Genomic DNA, 14,120 nt, shown 5'->3' with positions numbered 1-14,120 from the left:
GAGTGACGAAATTTCGGCCCTATGGGCCTGTTGAGGTTTTTATAAAATGTCCATGTTTGAAAAGATAGCCGAGCTGGAAAGACGTTTCGAAGAGCTGGAATCGCTCCTGTCGGACCCCGAGGTGCTGGGGAACCAGACCGAGTTCAGAAAGCTCTCCAAGGAGCATTCCGGGCTTGCCGAGCTGGTTGCCGCCTACCGCGAATACAAGAAGATACTTTCCGACATCGACGACAACAAGGAACTCCTGAAGGAGCCGGACCAGGAGATGCGCGAGATGGCCCAGGCCGAGCTTTTGTCCCTGGAGGCGCGGCGCGAGGTGCTTGAAGGCGAGATCAAGTTGCTGCTCCTGCCCAAGGACCCCAACGACGACAAGAACGTCGTGCTCGAGATCCGCGCCGGAACCGGCGGGGACGAGTCCGCCCTCTTCGCCGGGGACCTGTTCCGCATGTACTCCCGCTTCGCCGAGACCAACCGTTGGCGCGTCGAGATCATCTCCGCCTCCGAGTCGGAGAAGGGTGGCTTCAAGGAGGTGATCGCGCTGGTCGAGGGGACCGGGGTCTTCGCCAAGCTGAAGTACGAGTCGGGGACCCACCGCGTGCAGCGCGTCCCCGAGACCGAGGCGCAGGGGCGGATTCACACCAGTGCCTGCACCGTCGCGGTCATGCCCGAGGCTGAGGACGTCGACATCGACATCAACCCTGCCGATCTGAAGATCGACGTCTACCGTTCCTCCGGCGCCGGCGGGCAGCACGTCAACACCACCGACTCAGCGGTCAGGATCACCCATCTTCCCACCGGTACCGTGGTGGCCTGCCAGGAAGAGCGCAGCCAGATCAAGAACCGCGCGAAAGCCATGAAAGTATTGAAGTCCAGGATCCTGGACAACATCGTCATGGAGCAGAACGCGAAGCTCGCCGCCGATCGCAAGAGCCAGGTGGGAAGCGGGGACCGCAGCGAGCGCATCAGGACCTACAACTTCCCGCAAGGAAGGATGACCGACCACAGGATCGGCCTGACCCTGTACCGTCTGGACGCCATCATGGCCGGCGACATCGCCGAGATCGCCGACTCCCTGCGCCAGCACTACCAGATGGAAGCGCTGCAGGCACAGAGCGAGGGGATGTAATAGGCTCATATCAGCTCCAGGCCGTCCACCAAGTCCATCAGGTCCACCTGGTCCATTAGGTCCACCAGGCCCAAGAGGTTCACAAAGCTGCCATGACCGCCAACGCCGAAAAATGGGACGTCCTCAAGGTTCTTAACTGGACCAAGGGGTACCTCGCCGAAAAGGGTGTAGAGAACCCCCGACTAGAAGCGGAGTGGATGCTCTGCGAGGCGCTTTCGCTGGACCGGGTGGGGCTCTATCTCAACTTCGACAAGCCGCTTTCCGACGCCGAGCTCGCCCTCTACCGCGGCATGGTGGCCCGGCGCGGCAGACGCGAGCCGCTGCAGTACATCTTGGGGAGCCAGGAGTTCATGGGGCTCGAATTCCGGGTCACCCCCGCCGTTCTGATCCCGCGCCACGACACCGAGGTGCTGGTGACCGAGGCGGTGAAGAGGGGAGAGGCGTGCCGCAGCATCCTCGACATCGGCACCGGGAGCGGCTGCGTCGCCGTTGCCGTCGCCAAGGCGCTCCCGGAAGCTGAAGTCTTTACCGTCGACGTTTCCGCAGATGCTATCGAGGTGGCCCGGGGGAATGCGGAGCGAAACGGGGTCACCGTGCAGTTTTTCCAGGGTTCGCTGTTCGAGCCGTTTGCCGGGAAGCGCTTCGATATGTTAGTATCCAACCCGCCCTACATCACTTCGGCGGATCTCGCCACGCTCCAGCAGGAGGTGCGCGACTTCGAACCTGCTGGCGCCCTCGACGGGGGAGGCGACGGGCTCGATTTCTACCGGCGCATCACAGCCGACGCCCCGGCGTACCTCAATCCGGGCGGCTGGCTCTTGTTCGAAGTAGGGGCCGGGCAGGCGGGGGAGGTGCTGGAGCTCTTGAACTCCGGCGGCTTCAGCAACGAAAGGTTCAGCCAGACCGATCCCGCAGGTATTGAGCGGGTGGTAGGCGGCAGGCTCGCGTAACAGTTCCATAGATGCAGCGATCTCGCCCGGAGACGGGGAGACCAACAGAGAAAAGCAAAAGAGGTAACAGTGGAAAAACTGGTAATTAAAGGTGGCAACAAGCTCTCCGGAGAAGTGACCGTAAGCGGTTCCAAGAACGCTGCCCTCCCCATATTTATCTCCACCATCCTGGCTCCGGGATGCCACACCATCAGCAACGTTCCCTTCCTGAGGGACATCAACACCACCATCAAAGTGCTGGAGAAGCTGGGGGCGACGGTCGACGGCAGGGGGAACGTGGTAAAGATCGACACCACCAACCTGAACAGCTTCGAGGCGACCTACGACCTCGTGCGCACCATGCGCGCTTCGGTCCTCGTGCTCGGTCCGCTCCTGGCGCGCTTCGGCCAGGCCCGAGTCTCGCTTCCGGGTGGATGCGCCATCGGCGCCCGCCCCATCAACCTGCACCTCAAAGGGCTCGCCGCGCTGGGCGCGGAGATCACCCTGGAGCACGGCTACGTCGAGGCGAAGGCGAAGAAACTCAAAGGGGCGCGCATCAACTTCGACATCTCCACCGTCGGCGGCACCGAGCAGCTCCTGATGGCGGCGGCCACGGCGCAGGGTGAGACCATCCTGGAAAACGCGGCGCGCGAGCCGGAGATCGTCGATCTCGCCGAAATCCTGATCAAGATGGGGGCCGACATCGACGGCGCCGGCACCGACACCATCCGCATCAAAGGGGTCGAGGGGCTCGTTGCCGCCGAGCACGCCGTGATGCCGGACCGCATCGAGGCCGGGACCTTCATGATCGCCTCAGCCATCACCGGCGGCGACATCAAGATCAAGAACATGCGCCTGGACCACCTGGACGCCCTCTCCTTCAAACTGCAGGACGCCGGCGTCGAGATCACCAACAAGGACAACATGGTCCGCGTCAAGGGTCCCAAGAAGATTCGCAACGTGAACATCAAGACCAGGCCCTACCCCGGTTTCCCGACCGACATGCAGGCCCAGTTCATGGCGCTCATGTGCATCGCCGAGGGGGCCAGCGTCATCTCGGAGAACATCTTCGAGAACCGCTTCATGCACGTCTCCGAGCTGCTTCGCTTCGGCGCCGACATCATCTGCGAGGGGAACAGCGCCACGGTGAAGGGGGTCAAGAAGCTCTCCGGGGCTCCGGTCATGGCCACCGACCTGCGCGCCTCCGCATCGCTGATCCTGGCCGCCCTCGCCGCCGACAACACCAGCGAGATCTCCAGGATCTACCATCTGGACCGTGGCTATGAGAGCATCGAGAAGAAGCTCGCAGGCCTCGGCGCCGACATAGCCCGCGTCCCGGACAACGAAGGCCCCTAGCTTCTACGGTATCCCGGTGGGGCGCTCCATGCGTCTCCACCGGGTTCATTAAAACCCATGGTCCACCAGTTCCGGCTTGCCATGCTCCCACGGAGTTATTAAATGCCCGATTTCATCACCATCGCCATCCCCAAAGGCCGCATCCTCCAGGATTCCGTTGCCCTATTCAAGAAGATCGGTATCGACTGCGAGGAGCTCCTCTCCGACACCCGCAAACTCGTTTTCGAAAACCAAGAGCAGAAGATGCGCTACATGATCGTGCGCGCGACCGACGTCCCGACCTACGTCGAGTACGGCTGCGCCGATCTCGGCATCGTCGGCAAGGACACGCTGATGGAGGCGGAGAAGGATCTATACGAGCCGCTCGACCTGAAGTTCGGCTACTGCCGCCTCATGGTCGCCGAACCGGTGGAGCTTTCCAGCAAGGACGACCCGTCCGCCTGGAACAACATCAGGATCGCCACCAAGTACCCCAACGTGACGGAGAAGTACTTCGCAGCCAAGGGGATTCAGGTCGAGCTGATCAAGCTCTACGGCTCCATTGAGCTGGCGCCGCTGGTAGGGCTTTCCGAGCGCATCGTCGACCTGGTATCCACCGGCGAGACCCTGAAGCAAAACGGCCTGGCGGAGATCGAGACCATCGCCGAGATCACCTGCCGCCTCATCGTGAACCGCGCCAGCATGAAGACCAAGCACGAGAGGATATCCAAGATCATCGAGGGGCTGGAACAGCACATCTAGCGAGGTGCCGGGTGGAAAAGGAACTGACCGAGGCGTTGCAGGATCTACGCAAGCAGCTGCAGGAGGCGGGGTCGGACGTAGTCGAGGGTGACCCGGCGAACCGGGACCGGCGCCTGACGGAGATCACCGAGCAGTTGAAGGGGCTCGCCGCGGTCCTAGCCCGGCTGGAGGAATCGCTGACGGCCGCGTCCCTGGCTGCGCGCTCCCAGAAGGGCCAGGAGCTAGACCCGGAGATCCGGGCGATGTTAGAGAAGAACGATTGAATTCAATGCCATGATTCGCGAGGTCTAAAAATGCAGTTCCTCGACATTAGGGAAGCAGGTTTTCAGGCTAAATTCGACGCCATAGTGGAGCGCGGCGAGGAGTCGGGGCGCGAGGTCGAGGAGGTCGTCCTCGGCATCATCGCCGACGTCAGAAGCCGCGGCGACGAGGCGCTCCTGGAATACACCAGGCGCTTCGACATGCTTTCGTGCGACGCCGCCGGACTTGAAGTGACGCCGGAGGAATTCGACAAGGCCATGGCCCAGGTGGAGCCGAAGGACCTGGCGGCGCTCAAGCTCGCGGTGGAGCGGGTCGCCCGCTTCCACGAGAAGCAGAAGCAGCAGAGCTGGATCTCCACCGAGGAGAGCGACATCATGGTGGGGCAGAAGGTGACTCCGCTCGCCAAGGTCGGCATCTACGTCCCCGGTGGCAAGGCCTGCTACCCCTCCAGCGTGGTGATGAACGCCGTCCCCGCCAAGGTCGCGGGAGTCGGCGAGATCGTCATGGTGGTGCCGGCCCCGGGCGGCGAGATGAACCCGCACGTATTGGCGGCGGCGAAGCTCTCCGGCGTGGACCGCGTCTTCCGCATCGGCGGCGCCCAGGCGGTAGCGGCGCTAGCCTACGGCACGGCCACCGTCCCCAAGGTGGACAAGATCACCGGCCCCGGCAACATCTACGTAGCCACCGCCAAGAAGCTCGTCTTCGGCCAGGTCGGCATCGACATGATCGCGGGCCCGAGCGAGATCCTGGTCATCAACGACGGCAGCGGCAACCCGGTCCACGTGGCGGCTGACCTCCTCTCCCAGGCGGAGCACGACGAACTCGCCTCCTCGGTGCTGATCACCGCCGACCGCAGCTTCGGCGAGAAGGTGGCGAACGAGGTGGAGCGCCAGCTGAAGGAGCTTTCGCGCGAGGCAATCGCGCGCAAGTCGTGGGAGTCCTTCGGTGTCATCATCGTTGCCGGGGACCTGGACGAGGCGATCGCCTTCTCCAACAGGATCGCTCCCGAGCACCTCGAGCTCGCCGTCGAGAACCCCTTCGAGATCCTGCCGCTCATCACCAATGCCGGCGCCATCTTCATGGGGCACTACACCCCGGAAGCGGCCGGCGACTACCTAGCCGGACCCAACCACACCCTCCCCACCGGCGGAACGGCGCGCTTCTTCTCGCCGCTCTCCGTGGACGACTTCGTCAAGAAAAGCTCCATCATCCACTTCACCCGCGGCGGGCTTGAGCGCGTCGGCGAGGATATCGTCAGGATCTCCCGCCTGGAAGGGCTCGACGCCCACGGCAGGTCGGTGAGCCTCAGGTTGAAGAAGTAGCCTGCACTTTGCGTTGATAATTCCAAGGAGGAGACGTCATGGCTAGATCGGCAGCTATCGAAAGGATCACCAAGGAGACGCAGATCAAGCTCTCCCTCGAAATAGACGGCAAGGGGGAGGCGCAGATCTGCACCTCGGTGCCGTTTCTGGATCACATGCTCGACCTTTTCGCCCGACACGGCCTGTTCGACCTGAAGGTCGAGGCGCACGGCGACATCGACATCGACTTCCACCATACCGTCGAGGACATCGGCATCGTGCTCGGCACCGCCTTCAAGGAGGCCCTGGGTGACAAGTGCGGCATCCGCCGCTACGGCAACGCCGTGGTGCCGATGGACGAGGTGCTGGCAAGCGTAGCCACCGACCTCTCCGGCCGTCCTTACCTGGTCTACAACGTCGAGCTCCCCAAGGTGAAGATCGGCGACTTCGACGTCGAACTGGTGCGCGAATTCTTCCAGGGGTTCGTGAACCACTGCGGCGCGAACCTACACCTGAACCTGATGTACGGCGACAACGTCCATCACATCGTCGAGGCCTGCTTCAAGGCGGCGGCGCGTGCGCTGGACCAGGCGACCCAACTGGACGCAAGGATCGAAGGGGTCATGTCCACCAAGGGGAAGCTGTAGCCTTGGTTCACCTCCCTCTCCCCTTGGGAGAGGGCCGGGGTGAGGGCGGTAACTTATTTGTCTGCGGCAGTGATGCCGGAAGGATTTTTCATATGATCGCGATTATTGACTACGGCATGGGGAACCTGCGCTCCGTGCAGAAGGGGTTCGAGAAGGTCGGCTTCGAGGCGGTCGTTACCGCCGATCCCAAGGTGCTGCTCGATGCCGAGCGGGTGGTCCTGCCGGGTGTGGGCGCTTTCCGTGACTGCATGAGGAATCTGGAAGAGGGTGGGTTCGTGGAGCCGATCCTCAAGGTGATCAAAGAGGGGAAGCCTTTTCTCGGCATCTGCCTCGGTCTGCAGCTTCTCTTCACCGAAAGCGAGGAGTTCGGGAGACACCAGGGGTTGAACGTCATCCCGGGCAAGGTGCTCCGCTTCCCCGAAGGGATGGTGGAGGCCGGCGAGGATCTCAAGGTCCCGCACATGGGGTGGAACCAGCTAAACGTGAAGCGCCCGTCGCCGCTTTTCCAGGGGATTGAGCAGGGGACCAACGTCTACTTCGTCCACTCCTACTACGTGAAGCCCGATGACGAGTCGGTCGTGGCGGCGACCACCGGGTACGGCATCGATTTCTGCGCGGCCATCTGGCGCGACAACGTCGTTGCGGCGCAGTTCCACCCGGAGAAGTCCCAGGATAAGGGGCTCGCGATGCTGAAGAACTTCGCGCAGATGAAATAAGGGCGGCCTGCCGCGCTCCCTCACCCCGGCCCTTTCCCAGAGGGCGAGGGAGATACCGTGTGGCGACGGCATATATATAAATACGGACGCGCCGGGAAGACGCGCGCCATGAAATGGATTGGGAGAAGCAATGATCATCATTCCCGCAATAGACTTGAAAAACGGCTGCTGCGTCCGCCTGGAGCAGGGGCTGATGGAGAAGGACACGGTCTTCAACGACGACCCCGGTGCGCAGGCCGCGGAATGGCAGCGCCAGGGAGGCGAGATCCTGCACATAGTCGACCTGGACGGCGCCTTTGCCGGCGAGCCCAAGAACCGCTCGGCTATCGAGGCGATCGTCAAATCGGTCACCATCCCGACCCAGCTGGGCGGCGGCATCAGGGACATCGCCACCATCGAGGCCTACCTTTCGCTGGGGATCGGGCGCGTCATCATCGGTACCGCCGCGCAGAGAAACCCCGCTTTCGTGAAGGAGGCGTGCGCCAAGTTCGCCGGCAAGATCGTGGTCGGCATCGACGCCAAAAACGGCATGGTCGCGGTCCAGGGTTGGGCCGAAGTGACCGGGATCACCGCGACGGAGTTGGCCAGGCAGTTCGAGGGTGACGGCGTCTCCGCCATCATCTACACCGACATCAGCCGCGACGGCATGATGCAGGGGCCGAATATCCAGGCGACCAAGGCCTTGGCCGAAGCCATCAACATCCCGGTGATCGCCTCCGGCGGGCTCTCCTCCTTGCAGGACATCGAGAACCTGATTGCCATCGAGTCTTCCGGCGTCACCGGCGTCATCACCGGCAAGGCCATCTATTCCGGCGCCATCAACCTCGCCGAGGCCATAGCGCTCACTAAGAAGCAGCGCTGAAAAGCAGCGCTGAGATTAAGATTAAGACTAAGGAAACCTGGGCTTTCCTGACGCTTTCGAAGTCTCAAACTTAGTCTTAATCTCAATCTTAATCTCAATCTTAATCTGGGGTTTCCGATGCTGACCAAAAGAATCATCCCCTGCCTGGACGTGAAGGGGGGGCGGGTAGTTAAAGGGGTCCAGTTCCTCGGACTGCGCGACGCCGGTGACCCGGTGGAGATCGCCGAGCTCTACGACCAGCAGGGCGCGGACGAACTGACCTTCCTCGACATCACCGCGTCCTCCGACGACCGTGACATCATCATCGACGTGGTGCGCCGCACCGCCGAGCGCGTCTTCATGCCCCTGACCGTTGGCGGCGGGGTGCGGGTGGTCGAGGACATCAGGCGCCTTCTGAACGCCGGCGCGGACAAGGTTTCCATCAACACGGCCGCCGTGCACCGCCCCGAGTTCGTGAGCGAGGCGGCGGAGAAATTCGGCTCGCAGTGCACCGTGGTCGCCATCGACGCCCGCAGCAGGGCCGGCGGCGGCTGGGAGGTCTACACCCACGGCGGTAGGAACCCGACCGGCATCGACGCGGTGGAGTGGGCCCAGCGGATGGAGGGCATGGGCGCGGGGGAGATCCTTCTCACCTCCATGGATCGCGACGGCACCAAGGACGGCTACGACCTGCCGCTCACCCGCGCGGTGGTTGACGCGGTGAGCATCCCGGTCATCGCCTCCGGCGGCGTCGGCGGGCTGTCCCATCTCTACGACGGCTTCACCCAGGCCGGCGCCAGCGCCTGTCTCGCCGCCTCCATTTTCCACTACCGCGAGTACACCATCGAAGAGGCGAAGAGCTACCTCCGCGAACGGGGCGTGCCGGTACGACTCTAGATATCTATCAGGGAGCAATGCATGGAAAAGCCCAAGGACGACATCATAGCCGCGGTTTACCGCGTGATCCAGGAACGAAAGGCCAACCCCAACGAATCCTCCTACACCGCGAGCCTCATGGCCAAAGGGGTGGACAAGATCCTGAAGAAGGTGGGCGAGGAGGCGACGGAGGTCGTCATCGCGGGGAAAGGGGGGAAGCGCGAGGAGATCATCTACGAGACGGCTGACCTCATCTTTCACAGCCTCGTGCTCCTCGGTTTCTACGATATCGACCCCGAAGAGGTCTATGCCGAACTAAGGCGCCGCTTCGGTATTTCGGGCATCGAAGAGAAGGAATCCAGGGTAGGTTAGCGGATTCTGAAAAACTTAGAAAATTCTTGACAAAAACTGAACGAGTGCTATATTGCTGGTTCCTTGAATAGTGTCTGCCGGCCCGTACCCACTAAGTTAGTAAATCCAGAAGAGAAGGGGGGGGAATATGAATGCCGGGAGTAAAGGTAAAAGAAGCTGAACCGTTTGAGCTAGCGCTCAAGAAGTTCAAGAAGCAGTGCGAGAAAGCTGGGATCCTTTCAGAGGTTCGCAAAAGAGAGCACTACGAGAAGCCGAGCATCAAGAAGAAGAAAAAGGCCATTGCAGCGCGTAAGCGTGCTCTGAAAAAACAGCGGAAGATGGTTGACTAGAGGGATTCATGCAACTGCAGGAGAGATTAAACGCGGATCTTAAGGAAGCGATGAAAAGTCGCGATGCATTGCGCCTTTCCACCGTCCGCATGCTGCTCTCCTCGGTGAAGAACCGCGCCATCGAACTCAGACGCGATCTGAGCGATGCGGAAATCACCGAAACCATAGTTACCCTCTGCAAACAGCGCAGGGAATCCATACGGCTCTTTAAGGAAGCAGGCAGACAGGAGCTAGTGGATAAGGAGGAGGCGGAGCTTACGCTCTTGACCGGTTACCTCCCCCAGCAGCTGACACGGGAAGAGCTGGTATCCCTTGTGGAGAAAGTCATAGCGGAAACCTCCGCCACGAGCGGAAAGGACATGGGCAGGGTGATGAAAGCCCTGCAACCCCTGGTTTCCGGCCGCGCAGACGGTAAATTGGTGAGCGAAGTTGTAAAGGAAAAACTCGCATGACTGTTGCCCCCGGGAGAGATCCCGGGGGTGATTGCGGGTTTTAAGGTGTCATGAGTAGGGGCGAATCTACCGATTCCCCCTTCTTTTGCTTTGTGGCTGCTGACCAGGTGCGTGCATGATCCTTCTCGACATCCTTATCTGGGTGGTATTACTCTTCTTTGTGGCAAAAGGGTTCTCGAAGGGGCTGGTGAGGGAGGCTTGCTCCCTGCTAGGCCTTGTCACGGGCGGCTGGGCCGCTTTCAGATACTATTCATTTCTCAGCCTCGGGCTCAGGCAGTTCATAAACCTTCCCCCGCAGGTGGCGCAGCCGCTGTCGTTTCTCCTTATCTTCCTGTTGCTGGGCGTCCTTTTCTATTTCCTCGGCCATCTGCTCACCGTCATCTTCAAGGTCATGCTCCTGGGAGGGATCAACCGGATCGGCGGCATCGTATTCGGCTTTCTTGAGGGAGGGTTCGTCCTTTGCGTCGTCCTCTACCTCGCGACCACAAAACCCATGCCCGACAAGTTCAAGGGATGGGTCTCCCGATCCAAGACCGCAAACGCTTTCGCCTCGACCGGGGGCAGCATCGCCGCCGGATGGGAAGGGGCAGTACGCAGGAAATAAGGAATTACAGCAGTGTCGATGATTCCGGATGAAAAGGTCAGGGAGGTGCGCGAGCGGGCTCCTATTCTCCAGGTCATCTCCGATTACATGAGCCTCAGGAAATCGGGGGCGAACTACCAGGGCATCTGCCCTTTCCACGGCGAGAAGACCCCCAGTTTCAACGTGAATCCCGCACGCGGAATCTTTCACTGCTTCGGCTGCGGTGCAGGCGGCAACTCGTTCGATTTCGTGATGCGCATGGAGGGGCTGAGTTTCCCCCAGGCGGTGAAGTTCCTCGCCAAGAAGGTCGGGGTCGAGATCCCCGAGCGGCCTCTTTCGCGCGACGAGAAGCGCAAGATGGACGAGCAGGAGCAGGCCTTTCACATCAACGACCTAGCCTGCGAGTACTACCGTCGGGTGCTGGAGTCGGACGAGGCGGGCGCTGCCGGGAGAGGATACCTGCAGCAGCGCGGCGTGGACCAGGAAACTGCCGCCACCTACCGCATGGGCTTTGCTCCGGCGGGATGGGACAACCTGGCGAAATTCCTCCAGAGAAAAGGGGTGCCGCAGGAGCAGGCCGAGAAGCTGGGGCTTTTGAGGAAAAGGGAGGGAAGGGACGGCTATTACGATACCTTCCGCAACCGGCTTCTCTTCACCATCTCGGATCTCCATGGCCGCGCCATCGGTTTCGGCGGACGGGTCATGGACGACTCGCTCCCTAAATACATCAACTCCCCGGAGTCGGTGGTGTACCACAAGAGCGAGGTCCTCTTCGGAGTCGATCTCGCCAAGAAGGGGATGCGGGAGCAGGGAAGCGCCATCGTCGTCGAAGGGTACTTCGACCATCTGGCCCTTTACCGGGCCGGTTACACCAACGTGGTCGCCACCTGCGGCACGGCGCTGACGCCGCCGCACGTGAAGCTTCTCAGGCGCTACGCCGAGCGCGCCTACATGCTCTTTGACGGAGACGAGGCAGGACGCAAGGCGACGGTCCGCTCCATGGAACTCTTCCTGGAGGAGGGGTTTCCGGCGCGGGTGGTGGAAGTCCCGTCTGGGGACGACCCGGACACCTTCATCCGACGCGAGGGAGGTGCGGCTTTTGCGCCCCTTTTGGAACAGTCTCTTCCCATCTTCGAATCGTTTTACCTAGGCGTGTTGAAGAGCCTCGACATCCGTGGCGTCGAGGGGAAGGTGGCCTTCGTGAACGAGGTCTCGCCGCGGCTCTCCAAGATATCGGACCCGGTCGAGCGCGGGCTTTACGAGAAGGAGATCTGCCGGGCGGTCGGGATCGACCAGGCGATGCTGCACAAGAGGGTGGGGATACCCGCCGCCGCGCCGCGCCCCCAACAGTCGAAGGCGGCGCCGCCGCGCAATGCAGCCACCGAAGAGGTGCTCCTGACGCTGATGGCGAAGTATCCCGAAGTCGTACTAAGGGTTCGGGACCACGGCGCCGATAAGCTTTTCAGCGGCGCTCATCTCAGGCTCGCCGAGGCCATGATCGCGGAGGCGGGGCAGGGGGACCTGGACCTCTCCCGCGTGCTGGAGCAAATAGAATCGCCCGAGGAGCGCAGCCGCCTGTTCTCGCTTTTTGTTGAGGATGCGCACCTGGAAGACATGAACGCCGTCAAGGCGTTCGAACAGTGCTGCCAAGCCCTGGAGCGGCATGCTCTGAAGGGGGGCGGCAAGGCCCTGGCGCGAGAGCTTGCCACGGTCGATCCGGATTCTCCCAGATACCTGGAGATTCTGGCTGAACTTGAGCGGTTGCGTAATAAAAAATCGAAATTACTATAGTAGGATTCAAAAGCTGTAGTGGAGCGTGGTAAATGGCCAAGAAAAGCATGGACGAAGTGAAGCAGCTCATCGACCTGGGCAAGGAAAAGGGGTTTCTCACCTACGAAGAGGTGAACGACCTGCTTCCCCCTGACATCGTCTCCTCCGACCAGATAGACGACGTCATGAGCATGTTTGGCGATATGGACATCGAGATAGTCGACTCCGCCCAGAAGGTAAAGATCCCGAAGATCAAGATGGATCTGGAAGAAGAGGAAGAGCACGAAGGAAGTGAGGAAGAAGTCGAGTTCGAGCCCGGCACCCTCGGCCGTACCAGCGACCCGGTCCGCATGTACCTGCGCGAGATGGGTTCCGTTTCGCTTCTCACCCGTGAGGGAGAGGTCGAGATCGCCAAGAGGATCGAGGTGGGCGAGCGCGACGTCGCCAGCGTCATCCTGAACACTCCGATCACGGTGAGAGAGGTCGTCTCCCTTGGCGAGCGTCTCAGGAAGCAGCAGATCGGCGCCATCGAGATATCCAAAGACGTCGAGGAAGAGGTGCTGGAGGAAGGGGAAGAGGATCTCCAGGCCCTCAAGGTGCTCACCATCATCGACGAGATCAAGGAAATCGATCTGCGGATGAACGAGATCCAGGGTGTTCTGGACAACGAGAAGGCTGCCGCAAAGGAGCGCGAGGCCCTGGGTGCCGAGCACGCCGAACTCAAGGTGAAGATGGCGGAGACACTCAAGTCGCTGCGCCTGAAGGACCGCCACATCGAGAAGATTGCCCAGCGCCTGAAGGAGCTTTCCTGCAAAGTCGATACGGTGATGCAGGAGATCACCGAGCTGGAGAAAGAAAGCGGCGCCGAGAGGGAGCCTTTTCTTGCCGCCTTCGAAGGGGCGAAGGGCGGTTCCGAGGCGGAGTTCCAGAAGAAGCTGAACCTGACGCTGGAGGAAGGGCAGAAGCTCGAGAAGCGCTTCCGCTCCAGCGAAGCTAGATTGAAGAAGATCGAGCAGGAGTCCGGCTTCAAGGCGAGCGAACTCGCCAACGCCCTGCTCGCCATCGAAGAAGGGGAGCACAAGGCGAAGCTGGCCAAGAGCGAACTGGTCGAGGCCAACCTCCGCCTGGTCGTCTCCATCGCCAAGAAGTACACCAACCGCGGTCTGCAGTTCCTGGACCTGATCCAGGAAGGGAACATCGGCCTCATGAAGGCTGTGGACAAATTCGAGTACCAGCGCGGTTACAAGTTCTCGACCTACGCCACCTGGTGGATCCGTCAGGCCATCACCCGCGCCATCGCGGACCAGGCCCGTACCATCAGGATCCCGGTGCACATGATCGAGACCATCAACAAGCTGATCCGTACCAGCCGCCAGCTGGTGCAGGAGATCGGCCGCGAGCCTTCCCCCGAGGAGATCGCCGAGCGCATGGCGCTGCCGCTGGACAAGGTGCGCAAGGTTCTCAAAATCGCCAAGGAGCCGATCTCGCTGGAGACCCCGATCGGCGAGGAAGAAGATTCGCATCTTGGGGATTTCATCGAGGACAAGGGTGTGGTCTCTCCCCTGGAAGCGGTGATCAAGGCGAACCTTTCCGAGCAGACCTCCCGGGTGCTCTCCACCCTCACCCCCCGCGAGGAGAAGGTGCTCCGGATGCGCTTCGGCATCGGCGAGAAGAGCGACCATACCCTCGAAGAGGTGGGCCAGGACTTCGAGGTCACGCGTGAAAGGATCCGGCAGATCGAGGCGAAGGCGCTCAGGAAGCTGCGCCACCCCAGCCGGGCTAAGAAGCTGAAAAGCTTCGTAGAGTAAGCATCCAGGGCC

The 14,120-nt window shown here is 61.3% G+C and carries 16 protein-coding genes; all 16 read left to right on the top strand.

Features of this window, described 5'->3' with window-relative positions; all coding sequences use genetic code 11:
• The first annotated feature begins 52 nt into the window (after window positions 1-52).
• On the top strand, window positions 53-1,126 hold the full coding sequence (gene prfA / locus GBEM_RS18510; protein ID WP_085950346.1) for a peptide chain release factor 1: 1,074 nt from the start codon (window positions 53-55) through the stop codon (window positions 1,124-1,126).
• Window positions 1,127-1,218: 92 nt separating this feature from the next.
• A complete protein-coding gene (gene prmC / locus GBEM_RS18505) occupies window positions 1,219-2,076 on the top strand; it encodes a peptide chain release factor N(5)-glutamine methyltransferase (protein WP_012532137.1) in 858 nt (285 codons plus the stop codon).
• 69 nt (window positions 2,077-2,145) lie between these two features.
• Complete coding sequence (gene murA / locus GBEM_RS18500) at window positions 2,146-3,411, top strand: UDP-N-acetylglucosamine 1-carboxyvinyltransferase (protein ID WP_012532136.1); 1,266 nt, start codon at window positions 2,146-2,148, stop codon at window positions 3,409-3,411.
• 102 nt (window positions 3,412-3,513) lie between these two features.
• Window positions 3,514-4,152, top strand: coding sequence for an ATP phosphoribosyltransferase (gene hisG, locus GBEM_RS18495; protein WP_012532135.1), 639 nt, complete (start codon window positions 3,514-3,516; stop codon window positions 4,150-4,152).
• Between the two features lie 11 nt (window positions 4,153-4,163).
• Complete coding sequence (locus GBEM_RS18490) at window positions 4,164-4,415, top strand: hypothetical protein (RefSeq protein WP_012532134.1); 252 nt, start codon at window positions 4,164-4,166, stop codon at window positions 4,413-4,415.
• Between the two features lie 30 nt (window positions 4,416-4,445).
• Window positions 4,446-5,735 carry a histidinol dehydrogenase gene (gene hisD, locus GBEM_RS18485; protein ID WP_012532133.1) on the top strand — a complete coding sequence of 430 codons (1,290 nt, stop codon included), beginning with the start codon at window positions 4,446-4,448 and terminating at the stop codon, window positions 5,733-5,735.
• A 38-nt stretch (window positions 5,736-5,773) separates the two neighbouring features.
• Entirely contained in the window at window positions 5,774-6,361 is a 588-nt protein-coding gene (hisB, locus tag GBEM_RS18480) for an imidazoleglycerol-phosphate dehydratase HisB (RefSeq protein ID WP_012532132.1), read from the top strand.
• Between the two features lie 92 nt (window positions 6,362-6,453).
• Complete coding sequence (hisH, locus tag GBEM_RS18475) at window positions 6,454-7,077, top strand: imidazole glycerol phosphate synthase subunit HisH (protein ID WP_012532131.1); 624 nt, start codon at window positions 6,454-6,456, stop codon at window positions 7,075-7,077.
• A 130-nt stretch (window positions 7,078-7,207) separates the two neighbouring features.
• Window positions 7,208-7,939 carry a 1-(5-phosphoribosyl)-5-[(5-phosphoribosylamino)methylideneamino]imidazole-4-carboxamide isomerase gene (gene hisA / locus GBEM_RS18470; RefSeq protein WP_012532130.1) on the top strand — a complete coding sequence of 244 codons (732 nt, stop codon included), beginning with the start codon at window positions 7,208-7,210 and terminating at the stop codon, window positions 7,937-7,939.
• A 117-nt stretch (window positions 7,940-8,056) separates the two neighbouring features.
• Window positions 8,057-8,815 carry an imidazole glycerol phosphate synthase subunit HisF gene (hisF, locus tag GBEM_RS18465; protein ID WP_012532129.1) on the top strand — a complete coding sequence of 253 codons (759 nt, stop codon included), beginning with the start codon at window positions 8,057-8,059 and terminating at the stop codon, window positions 8,813-8,815.
• Window positions 8,816-8,836: 21 nt separating this feature from the next.
• Window positions 8,837-9,166: a phosphoribosyl-ATP diphosphatase gene (locus tag GBEM_RS18460; protein ID WP_012532128.1), complete on the top strand. Its 330-nt coding sequence runs from the start codon at window positions 8,837-8,839 to the stop codon at window positions 9,164-9,166.
• Between the two features lie 131 nt (window positions 9,167-9,297).
• The gene (rpsU, locus tag GBEM_RS18455; RefSeq protein WP_011940832.1) at window positions 9,298-9,495 is read left to right on the top strand and encodes a 30S ribosomal protein S21; all 198 of its coding nucleotides are present in this window, start codon (window positions 9,298-9,300) and stop codon (window positions 9,493-9,495) included.
• Window positions 9,496-9,503: 8 nt separating this feature from the next.
• Window positions 9,504-9,947 carry a GatB/YqeY domain-containing protein gene (locus GBEM_RS18450; RefSeq protein WP_012532127.1) on the top strand — a complete coding sequence of 148 codons (444 nt, stop codon included), beginning with the start codon at window positions 9,504-9,506 and terminating at the stop codon, window positions 9,945-9,947.
• A gap of 115 nt (window positions 9,948-10,062) precedes the next feature.
• Window positions 10,063-10,551 carry a CvpA family protein gene (locus tag GBEM_RS18445; protein WP_012532126.1) on the top strand — a complete coding sequence of 163 codons (489 nt, stop codon included), beginning with the start codon at window positions 10,063-10,065 and terminating at the stop codon, window positions 10,549-10,551.
• A 12-nt stretch (window positions 10,552-10,563) separates the two neighbouring features.
• A complete protein-coding gene (gene dnaG, locus GBEM_RS18440) occupies window positions 10,564-12,321 on the top strand; it encodes a DNA primase (protein WP_012532125.1) in 1,758 nt (585 codons plus the stop codon).
• Between the two features lie 32 nt (window positions 12,322-12,353).
• Window positions 12,354-14,108, top strand: a complete 1,755-nt coding sequence (gene rpoD / locus GBEM_RS18435) for an RNA polymerase sigma factor RpoD (protein ID WP_012532124.1) — start codon at window positions 12,354-12,356, stop codon at window positions 14,106-14,108.
• Window positions 14,109-14,120 lie beyond the last annotated feature (12 nt).

Source organism: Citrifermentans bemidjiense Bem (assembly GCF_000020725.1).
Taxonomy (GTDB): Bacteria; Desulfobacterota; Desulfuromonadia; order Geobacterales; family Geobacteraceae; genus Geomonas; species Geomonas bemidjiensis.
The sequence above is the reverse complement of the archived record's forward strand: the minus strand, read 5'-3'. Positions and strand labels throughout refer to the sequence as shown.